The following is a 10,754-nucleotide window of genomic DNA, read 5'->3' on the forward strand; positions in this document are numbered from 1 at the left end:
TCGTACCGTGCGCAACTGGAAGCGCATAGACCAGGTCTGGCTCAACCCGGATAAGGTCAATAAAGAACTACCGGAAACCATGAAGCTCGTTGCATGAAAAAGCGGACATCATTGTTGACAAACACCGCGTTCAGGCTGAATTCACATTTGAATCTGGCGAGAAAGCCATAACGACGTGCGAAGTCAAACCGGCTAATACTGTGCCAGAATAGTCCTAGTCTTATCTATAAGACTGGTTGATCGGGAAGATGGCCGGTAACCACCGGCCATCGCTAACACTCACGGCGTCGGGCACACCAGCACATAACGTCACAGCTTCTCAGGAAGATTGGCGCTATGAGTAAGGTATGGTCACAGCTCATTAATAACCTTACCGCACAGAGGTCGCAGACGCGACCTCTGTGCCGGTGTTTATTGACTCGCAGGCAAGGACGTCTCCTCCTCATCAAGCGTCTGCTCGTCCACATCGCGTCGATGCGCGAGCCGGTACAAGAGCGGCAACACCAAAAGGGTCAGGATCGTCGATGATAGGATACCGCCTATCACGACCGTGGCAAGTGGCCGTTGAACCTCTGCTCCCGTCCCGGTTGCGATGGCCATTGGAACAAACCCTAGCGATGCTACCAACGCCGTCATCAACACAGGACGAAGTCGGGTAAGAGCACCAAATCGGATCGCCTCTTCAAGCCGCTTGCCTTCCTCCCTGAGCGTCCCAATGAAGGACAACATTACTAATCCATTGAGCACAGCTACACCGCAAAGCGCAATAAAGCCTACAGCAGCGGAAATCGATAACGGTATCCCACGAGCCCAAAGCGCGAGTATGCCGCCAGTGAGGGCAAATGGGATGCCAGTAAACACAATCAAACCGTCTCTGACATTGCCGAACATGGCGAACAACAATGCAAACACCAGCAACAGGGCCACCGGGACCACAATCTGGAGCCGCTGCGTAGCAGATTGTAGTTGTTCGAATGTGCCGCCCCAGCTTATCCAGTAGCCAGTGGGTATCTTCACCTGCTTGATCGCCTCCGCTGCGTCAGGCACAAAGGATCCTAAGTCTCTACCCCGCACGTTTGCGCTCACAACGATTCGACGTTTACCGTCTTCGCGTGACACTTGATTTGGACCCGGAGCCAAGTTCAAAGCCGCAATTTCACTCAATGGAATGTAACTGGTTCGCCCGTTAGCGCTGCCATCATCGGGCAACGCGATAGGAAGCTGTCGAATGGATTGAATATTGTCGCGCATCTGGTCGGGCAGGCGCACGGTGATGTCGAACCGTCGGTCGCCTTGAAAGAAAGTTCCGGCTTTGCGCCCGCCCAGCGCTATCGATACGGTTTCCTGAACATCCAGCATATTCAGCCCATAGCGGGCAGCTCTAGCCCGATCAATATCTATCGTAAGGACTGGCAAACCCGTGGTTTGTTCAATTTTAACTTCGGTGGCGCCTTCGACGTTTGTTAAGACCTCAGCGATTTCTATCGCCGTCGAATTAAGAACGTCGTTATCGTCGCCAAAGATCTTGACTGCAACGTCACTTCGCACGCCAGAAATGAGTTCATTAAACCGAAGCTGAATAGGTTGGGAAAACTCATAGTTATTACCGGGCACTTTGTTTGCTTCGACCTGAATCGCTTGCAACAACTCGTCGCGAGTCTTGCGAGGTTCTGGCCACTGGTCCTGAGGCTTAAGCATGATATAGCCGTCAGAGATGTTGGGCGGCATTGGATCTGCAGCAACCTCAGCCGTGCCTGTCCTGGCGAAAACCCGTTCGATCTCGGGGAATTTCTCAATCAGACGCGCTTCGATCTGCTGCTGCATTGCTACGGACTGAGTCAAGCTTGTTCCGGGAATCCGAAGTGCCTGTATAGCAAGATCACCCTCATTAAGATTTGGGATAAATTCGCTGCCCAGCCGAGACGCAACCATTCCGGTTGCCAGTACGGTGGCGATAGCCAGTGCGAATACGACTTTGCTGTGCTTGAACGCCAGATCGAGTAGCGGTTCGTACAAACGCTTTGCCAATAGCATGAGGCGATTTTCTTTCTCAGCAACCCGCTTTCCGATGAACAGCGCGACCGCGGCCGGCACGAACGTAATCGATAGGATCATCGCTCCAACCAAGGCAATCACAACGGTAAAGGCCATCGGATGAAACATTCTTCCTTCAACGCCAGTGAGGGCGAAGATAGGTAGATAGACGACCATGATGATAAGCTGACCGAAAATCAAAGGGCGACGCGCCTCTCGTGCTGCAGCGAACACCTCATGAAAACGCTCGGCTTTAGTTAACGGACGCTTATGGTGCTCCTGCGCATGAGCTAGACGACGAACACAGTTTTCAACAATCACGACCGCGCCGTCAATGATGATCCCGAAGTCCAGTGCCCCAAGGCTCATGAGGTTAGCACTTACTTTATAGGTAACCATTCCAGTAAATGTGAACAGCATTGACAACGGAATGACCATCGCTGTGATGATCGCTGCCCGGATATTTCCCAGAAAAAGAAACAAAATGGCAATGACTAAGACGGCACCCTCAAGCAGATTCTTCTTGACGGTATTTATCGCCTTATCGACCAATACGGTGCGATCGTAAACCGTAACGGCATGCACACCCTCCGGAAGGCTGCGGTTGATTTCTTCCATTTTCTGACCAACGGCCAGCGATACGGCACGGCTGTTCTCACCAATCAGCATGAAAACGGTGCCCAGCACGACCTCCCGGCCATTTTCAGTTGCAGCTCCCGTGCGAAGTTCACGCCCCAGGCCGACCTCTGCAATGTCGCGAATGCGTATGGGCCGCTGACCTTGCACACTACCCACTATGATCTCACCAATATCCTCAACGGAGCCGACTTGGCCTGGCGCTCTGATGAGGTATTGCTCGCCATTACGCTCGATGTAGCCAGCCCCAACATTAGTGTTGTTTTTTTCAAGCGCAGCGACTACATCGGGGAGCGATAAGCCATAAGACTCCAATTGCTCGATACTAGGCGAAACCTGATATTCTCGAGTAAAACCCCCGATCGAGTTAATCTCTGTTACGCCGGGTACATTGCGCAGTTGCGGCTTAATGACCCAATCCTGAATCTCGCGTAGGTCGGTCGATGTGTAAGCGGACCCATCCGGCTTGCGTGCGCCGTCCTCTGCTTCGACGGTCCAAAGATAAATCTCACCAAGGCCGGTGGAAATGGGGCCCATTGAAGGATTAATTCCCTCGGGAAGGCTGTCAGTGGCTTCCTGCAAACGCTGATTAACGAGTTGCCGAGCAAAATAAATGTCGGTACCATCTTCGAAAATGACGGTGATTTGAGATAACCCATAGCGCGAGAGGGACCGTGTTTGCTGTAGACCAGGCAATCCGGACATCACTGTCTCGACAGGATATGTGATTCGCTGCTCCACCTCCAAAGGCGAATAGCCGGGTGCGCCAACGTTAACCTGTACTTGTACGTTAGTGATATCGGGAACGGCATCGATAGGAAGGCGGCTGTAGTTATAGGCGCCAAGTGCCGCCATACCCAGCACTGCGAGAATAACGAGCCAACGTTGCTCAATGGCAAAGCGAATGATACGTTCAAACATGTCTCACCCGTCCTTATCAGTGCGCGTGTTCGGCACTGGCTTTACCGAGTTCAGACTTTAGGATGAAACTGTTCGCGGCAACGTACTTGATGCCTGGCGACAAGCCCTCGGCAATTTCCGCGCGGTCGTTGTTGACCGTGCCAAGTTTCACCGGTTGAGCCAGAAATCCCCCAGGCACAACGATAAAGACGACCGGCTGACCTTCAATCGTTTGTATCGCGTCTGCCGCTACGGTTACACCGGAATCATTTTCACTCACAGCAACAGACACTGTCACGAATAGACCGGGGCGCCATGCCATATTGGGGTTATCGAGCGTAATACGCGCGGTGGCAGTTCGGGTTTGCTGACCGATCAGCGCTCCCACGTAGGACACGGTGCCTCGGACTTTGGAGGATAACGCGGTGCTTGACACTTCGGCCTTTTTGCCAATTTGGACGCTTTCAAGGTCTTTCGCCGCTATCTGGAACTCTACCCAGACGGTCCGCAAGTCAGAGAGAGTGAAAACGTTCACGTCTTCTCGAACTGACTCACCAAGGCTTATATGCTTCTCAATGATCACACCGTCAAATGGTGCACGCAGCTCAAGGCGACTCAGTTGGGGCGAACTTGGCGAAGCCCCCACCGTGGTCAATTTCTGCTTGATGTTTTGCAACGCGATTTCCGACTCAGACAGTGTCGCGCGTGCCTGCAAGTAGTCTTGTTCGGCCGAAACCTTTTCTTGCCACAGCTTGCGCTCCCTCTTGTAAACGGTCGAGGCAAGCGCGTAGCGTTTTTGTGATGCTAACAGTTCGCTTCTCATGTCTGCCAGTGCTGCGCTCGAGATTGTCGCGAGCACTTGGCCGGTTTTAACCTGCTCGCCAAGGACGGCGGATACGCTTTCAACAATTCCCGATAGCCGCGGCACCACATGGGCGGTGCGGTCTTCGTTGAATTTGATTTCACCGGGGAACGGCAATGTTTGCTGGAGGGTTGCGGGCCCAGCAGTCTCTATGACTAGACTATTCGCCGCGATCTGTTCATCGGATAACGCAATTTTTCCTTCTTGTCGCTGAAGTAGTGCCACGGCTGTCTTTTTCTCTGCGCCCACACCCACGCTTACTTCTACATTCACTGAGAAAAAGTGCGGCTCCTCAATTATTTGCTCGCTCTGAAGATACCCTTTCGACCGGCTGAAGGTGATACTTTGAACCGTTCCATTCGGCCGTGTGAGCTGTCCCCTTGCGGTAACGCTATCGATTGGAATACCGGCCCCACTTGAAGCGCTCCAAATGCGTAGGCGGGGTTCCCCTCCTTCCTCGGCGAGCAGCAGTTCCAGCGCAAATCCATTTGTCTGCGTTACTTCACCTCCGTTAGGACCTTGCTCGTGGCTGTCTTCATTGGAGGTTTCAGCTTCGGAGTGGGATTCATGATTTTCTTCTGCAGCATATGCCGTAACCGCAAGAAATGGAGACGTTGCAACCAATGCGAGTCCTAGCGCCAAGCGAAGCGAGCAAACGGTCAATTGATGTTTGAGATTGTTCATGCGTACTCTTTATTTACGACCTAAAATTTGATCTATCTGCGCAAGAGCTTGATAGGCACTAGACAACACGGAGAGGTAACGGACACGCGCTTGAAACAAAGTCCGCTGCGCGTCGAGCACCTCCGTAAAGCCAAATTTTCCAGCTTCAAATCCCTTCCTGGCCGTGTCATACGCTTGGTTCGCAGTCGGCAGGATCACTGATTTAAATTTCTGCGCTGAATCTTTCGAAATATCGAATTCGCTTGCGGCCTGCTGGAGCTCCGTCGTTAACTGGACTTTTGCTCCTTGATAGTCATCTCGACTCTTGTACGCCAACATGGATGCTTCATAGAGATTTCCCTGGTTGCGATCAAAGAATGGCAGCGGGATCGACACGCCGACGATAGTTTGATTGCGTCCCAATTCGTTATTCCGAGCAACGCCTGCGCTTAACGTCATATCTGGATATCGTTTACTGCGTTCGACCTGAATCTGCGCGCGACTTCTTTCAACGGCGAGGCGCGCTGACTCCAGCCGTGGAGAGCTCGCGAGCGCCGCAGCAAGGTCATCAAGCGGAGGGCGGATCGGAAGCGTATTGACATCCCCTTTAGCTTGGGTGAACACAGGGGAAGGATTGCCCCAAAACGAGGAGAGCCTTTGTCGTGCAATCTTCAGCGAGTTTGCGGCCATGCTTTGTTCGAGCTCTGTATTTGCTAATTCAACCTGCGCCCGGTTCGCTTCTAACGGAGGAACTTTCCCTGCAGCCACTCGCTGGGCTGCGACGCGTAAAGCGCCGCGGGCAATGTCTACAGTGCTTGCCGCCAACGCAACTTGCTCTTGTGCAACTAGCACGGTAAAGAAAGCCGCAACCGTTTCAGACCGCACGTCGGCACGAGTGCCTCGCAGATCGCTTCTTGCAACATCCCGCGTGAGTTCTGCGGCGGCAATGCGCGCCGCGCGTTTTCCGCCTAGCTCTATCGGGACACTCAACGTGCTTGTCGTTGTTCGCGTGGACTTTCTATCAGTATCCTCAACTTCGACGCTCAACTCTGGATTCGGAATAACACCCGCTTGTGTCACGATGCCATCAGTGGAAGCGGCGAGATTTCGCGCTGAGGAGAGCGAATGGTTGCTGCTGAGAGCTAACTCGAGCGCCTGATCGAGTGTCAAAGAACTCGCTGGCTCTAGGTGTACAGTTGGGTTGTCGGTACCGTAAAAAGATGTAGGCTGCGCCAACGCAGGCGCAGGCGCACAAAACGCAGCCGCGACCCCAACTATCATTAAGAAGCTTCGCATGAAATCACACCTAAAATGGGCTTTTGGTTTTTAACGTGACAACAGGGCCGCTTCGCCTTCGTCACACCTTTTTCTTCACAGCCATTATTGAGGCATGCCGCCTCTCCTTCGAAAGCACTGGCCGCCTCAGTACGTACTTGCGCAAGCCCCTCCGATCCGTTGCGCTGTTTTTTTAGCGCCGCAAGCTCAACACTGACGTAAGCGATGGCGGCCACCCTAGATAATCAATAACCGCTGTGCGCAGCGATAAAATGTGCTTAGGTGGCCGACTAGAGGTAAACAGTGTTCGCAAGTGGTGCCACAGCCTGCAACGCTCACTGCTGTTATTTAGCAGGCGGATTTTAGTTGAGCCAACCTTTCATAAAACAGACTAGTAGATTACATTTTTGTAATGTCATACTCAACATTCGCGCCGGCTAGAGCCTACCTGTTACGTGAAATGGCCCGGTTTCTTTTTTAAGCCGTCGCGTACTGATTTCTGACATTTTTTCAGTTTGGGATCGGTTGGATATGGCCCGCAGCTTTATAGGCGGCAAGTTCGGCTTGCACCTCTGCCCGAGTCTTGGAGCTATTGACGGGAGTCTCAATCGGATAATCCAGCTCACCGTGACTTAACGTACCTGCCGCGCGAGCATCGAACAGCTCGCTTCGAACCTCTTGACGAGTCTTGGAACTGGCTGGTTGGAGGGAAACTGCTGGATAATCCAACTCGCCATGACTTAAAAGCCCCTGAGTACGAGCCTCCTGCAACTCGGCGACCACCTGGGCTCGGTCTATAGACGCAGGTGCGTCAACATGAGCGGCTTGAGCTGCGCCAGCGACTAGGGAAAAAGAAATCATCAATCCAGTAATTACGATCTTCATACAAAACTCCATCTATTAAAAAAAACAACAGATCGGCAAAAGGGTCATTACCGCCTTTGTGAATAGCAAGATGTTGCCGATGGATGCACTATAAAGAATCGCTCCTAACAATCAGAGGACAGTCAGATTACTATTTTGTCATCTTTATGAAACAATCTTCGTATAGCGGCGTGTATTGATTTGAAAGAGCATCTCCACCTGCCTTTTGTGACGATAGAGTGAACTCTGAACGGATCAGCCTGTCCAATTGGGACCGGAAAAATAATATTTTTGATTTGGGCCCTCATAGATAATGCGCATATTAATCATCGAAGACGAAAGAAAGCTGGCCGACTATGTACATAAGGGGTTAACCGAAAATAATTATGTTGCGGACGTCGCCCGTGACGGAATCAACGGCCTGCATATGGCCCGCGAAGGCAATTACGATGTTGTTCTGCTTGATGTGATGCTGCCCGGTATAGATGGCTATACCATTTTGACAGAGCTAAGGAAAAACAAGTCAACTCATGTCATCATGCTTACGGCGAGAGATAAAGTCGAAGACCGGGTGCGCGGACTGGAGGGCGGTGCCGATGACTATCTGGTAAAGCCATTTGCATTCTCTGAGTTACTCGCCCGTATCCAGGCAGTGCTTCGTCGTGGCCTGACGCGGGAATCATCCATTCTTCAACTTGGTGACCTTGAAATGGACCTGATACGAAGAAAAGTGAGTCGCGCTGGCGACCGTATTGATCTCACCGCGAAAGAGTTCACACTTTTGGCGCTTTTACTTAGGCGCCAAGGCCAGGTGCTTTCCCGGACTGTCCTGGCAGAGAAAGTATGGGAAATGAACTTCGACGGCGATACTAATGCAATCGAAGTCGCCGTTCGCCGTCTGCGCGCAAAGCTGGATGATCGATTCAACGTCAAGTTATTGCATACGGTACGTGGCATGGGTTACGTGTTAGAGCTTAGGTCCTTGTGAAACTGTTAAACGCACCATCTATACAACTCCGTTTAATACTTGTGTTCGGGACCATCGCTTTGGTGGGCTCTTGTATAGCAGGTACGGTGCTGTTCAAAGTACTAAGCTATCAGGTCAGGCATCAGGAGTTCGCGGAGCTGACAGGTAAAATAGAACTTATTAAACACCTTGCTTCCCTACAAGAGAACCCGGTTGACGTTAATGCCTTCTCACAATCGATTGAGACGCTGTTGGGGGGACATAAGCACTTAAAGGCTTGGATCACAGACTATGAAGGTGTGCCGATATACGGGGGCTCCCCTCCGCAAATGAAGCGCCAGATATCTAATGGGGAATTTTTGGTCAGGACGTCAGACGGTAGTGAGCTTAGAGCATTGAGGACTCAACTTCGTACAGACTCGTTGAATTACGATCTGGTTGTTGCGATTAATACCAAGCCTGGTAATGAGTTGCTCTACGCGTTTGGGACAACCTTGTTAGCGGTATGTGCAGCATGGGTTGTATGCGTCTCTATGTTTGCGGCATGGGCTGTACGAAGATCGCTTTCGTCAATTCGCCAACTTTCCGAACAAGCATCGCGAATCCGGCCTGAAGACTTGTCAATACGGCTACCTATTGAGAACATCGATACAGAGTTGCGTGAATTATCCATAGCCTTTAATCACACCTTGGATCGCGTTCAGGAAGCGTACCGCCAAATGGAAGGATTTAATGCAGACGTCGCGCATGAATTGCGCACGCCGTTGGCCACGTTGATCAGCGGTTCAGAGATCACACTCAGTAGAGCTCGTTCTGCCGAAGAACTCCGAGAAACCGTATCGTCCCATCTGGAAGAGTTGGAGATGGTTCAACTCATGATAAACGATATGCTTTTCTTAGCCCGGGCGGATAGCGGTGCAGCGGTATCTGAACTCACCTCTACTTCCATTGGGAAGGAAATTGCCATTGTTATCGACTATTATGAAGCGATGCTTGAGGAGTCCGGCGTGGCCGTCAATACGGTGGGAAATGCTCAAGTATTGGCAAACTCACGATTAATACGGCGGGCCATTTCTAACCTTGTTTCTAACGCGATCAAGGCTAGTCCGCGCGGAGAATCAATAACGATTGGGATCCATGAGGATCCTGAGGCCATTCAAATTATAGTTCGTAATAGTGGCGCAGGTATTCCCGTAGATATCCTGTCGAAAATCTTTGATCGATTTTTTCGCGCTGACTCTGCTCGGACTCAACGACCCGAAGGCCATGGCCTTGGACTGGCCATCGTTAGGGCCATCGCTCGCATGCACGGAGGGGATACGTTTGCCCGCTCAGGTCAAAAATGGAGCGAGGTCGGTTTCAGCATAAGCAAAGAACCGTTAAAGCGTTAAGGTGGTTTGCCTCCTATTGCTTAGAAGGGTTTTATCAAGTGCCTACTTGGCTAACTGTCGCTGCACTTCTTGTTGATACTCCGGTCCCGAACGCAAGCGAACGTATTCTGCATATGCAGCTTTGTATTTAGGACTGAAAGTGTCTGGATGCCCTCGGGAGAACTTGCCCATCCCAGCGCGCTTCCAGAGCGCCAGGTCAGCGCGGACTTCTGCCCTTGTTTTAGGCTCTCCGTAAACGTCTACGACGCTTTGTTTGATTTTCTCATCAGCATGCATTGACTGGGGCATCTGTTGAGCACCCCCAGCTGTCGTCGCCACTGAAAGTAGGAAAGCCGTCACTAAATGCATCTTCGAAATGAGCATAATTCTTACTCCAAAAAATTTGGATGACATTCCTTTTGTGCTCATTGAGTTAACTCAACTCACATTGGACGATTTGTTTGGAAGCATCTAAATATTCTACGGTGCCCTTCATGACAAATGTCGAACATGCAAATTACATTTTCGTAAGCTTGATAATATCGGCCAGCTTTTTGTAATCTCTTTCATACACCAGAAAAAGTCCCTGCGGAGGTTCACACAGTTAAGCGTCAGGGCCTTTCAAATGCCGATGTACCGCTCCTCATCATGGTTATCGATCGCGGCAGCTTGGAAGCCACGGCCTTTATTTATAAGCGGCTTTGACTTCTTGCTCCACAAGTGCCTTTAGCTGCTCAAGACCAAATTTGGGTAATGGTTTCCCATTAACAAAAAAAGTGGGTGTTTGAGTTATCTGTAATGCGCGAAGGTCGGCCTTGTCCTGCTCGACAATAGCCTCTATTGTCGGATTGTTCATGTCTTTGCGCGCTTTATCAATGTCCAGATCCGACGCCTTCAGATAATCCCAGATCAAATTGACCTGCGGGTTATCATGCGACGCCCATTGCGGCTGCATCTGGAGAACGGTCTCTAACGTCGACCAGTACTTATCTTGGAGCTTGGACGCTTCAAGAATCTTAACGACCTCTTCGGAGCCTTCATGGAACGGCGCATAACCCCCCCGTGTCAGACTAGTTGTCGCCTCTAATTTTCAAAGAGAGCAGCAATGAAATCCACCTATTCCGAGGCCTTTATCGAACAGGCAGTCAGTAAAGCATTGGCGCGCGGCTCGCGCCCCATCACC

Annotated in this window: 9 protein-coding genes; 2 read left to right on the forward strand and 7 right to left on the reverse strand. The window is 51.2% G+C overall.

What is annotated here, in order from left to right; translation table 11 throughout:
• Positions 1-411: 411 nt before the first annotated feature.
• From CR159_RS20895 to CR159_RS20910, 5 genes are all read right to left on the reverse strand, one after another.
• Entirely contained in the window at positions 412-3,591 is a 3,180-nt protein-coding gene (locus tag CR159_RS20895; protein WP_102075876.1) for a CusA/CzcA family heavy metal efflux RND transporter, read from the reverse strand.
• Between the two features lie 16 nt (positions 3,592-3,607).
• Positions 3,608-5,116, reverse strand: coding sequence for an efflux RND transporter periplasmic adaptor subunit (locus tag CR159_RS20900; protein WP_102075877.1), 1,509 nt, complete (start codon positions 5,114-5,116; stop codon positions 3,608-3,610).
• Positions 5,117-5,125: 9 nt separating this feature from the next.
• Positions 5,126-6,265 (reverse strand): TolC family protein, encoded by a 1,140-nt coding sequence (locus CR159_RS20905; RefSeq protein ID WP_369406185.1) that lies wholly within the window; start codon positions 6,263-6,265, stop codon positions 5,126-5,128.
• Between the two features lie 110 nt (positions 6,266-6,375).
• Positions 6,376-6,606 (reverse strand): hypothetical protein, encoded by a 231-nt coding sequence (locus CR159_RS21740; protein WP_199173385.1) that lies wholly within the window; start codon positions 6,604-6,606, stop codon positions 6,376-6,378.
• A gap of 274 nt (positions 6,607-6,880) precedes the next feature.
• Complete coding sequence (locus tag CR159_RS20910; RefSeq protein WP_158238586.1) at positions 6,881-7,255, reverse strand: DUF4148 domain-containing protein; 375 nt, start codon at positions 7,253-7,255, stop codon at positions 6,881-6,883.
• 292 nt (positions 7,256-7,547) lie between these two features.
• Between CR159_RS20910 and CR159_RS20915 the strand changes: the two genes are divergently transcribed.
• A complete protein-coding gene (locus CR159_RS20915) occupies positions 7,548-8,222 on the forward strand; it encodes a heavy metal response regulator transcription factor (RefSeq protein WP_102071096.1) in 675 nt (224 codons plus the stop codon).
• The gene (locus CR159_RS20920; protein ID WP_102075879.1) at positions 8,219-9,592 is read left to right on the forward strand and encodes a heavy metal sensor histidine kinase; all 1,374 of its coding nucleotides are present in this window, start codon (positions 8,219-8,221) and stop codon (positions 9,590-9,592) included. Before CR159_RS20915 ends, CR159_RS20920 begins: the two co-directional genes overlap by 4 nt.
• A gap of 42 nt (positions 9,593-9,634) precedes the next feature.
• Here CR159_RS20920 and CR159_RS20925 read toward each other — a convergent pair whose 3' ends face one another.
• Positions 9,635-10,000, reverse strand: a complete 366-nt coding sequence (locus tag CR159_RS20925) for a DUF4148 domain-containing protein (RefSeq protein WP_233208445.1) — start codon at positions 9,998-10,000, stop codon at positions 9,635-9,637.
• Positions 10,001-10,256: 256 nt separating this feature from the next.
• Complete coding sequence (locus tag CR159_RS20930; RefSeq protein ID WP_102075880.1) at positions 10,257-10,640, reverse strand: DsbA family protein; 384 nt, start codon at positions 10,638-10,640, stop codon at positions 10,257-10,259.
• Positions 10,641-10,754 lie beyond the last annotated feature (114 nt).

The sequence above is a fragment of the Pollutimonas subterranea genome (assembly GCF_002849655.1).
Taxonomy (GTDB): Bacteria; Pseudomonadota; Gammaproteobacteria; order Burkholderiales; family Burkholderiaceae_B; genus Pollutimonas; species Pollutimonas subterranea.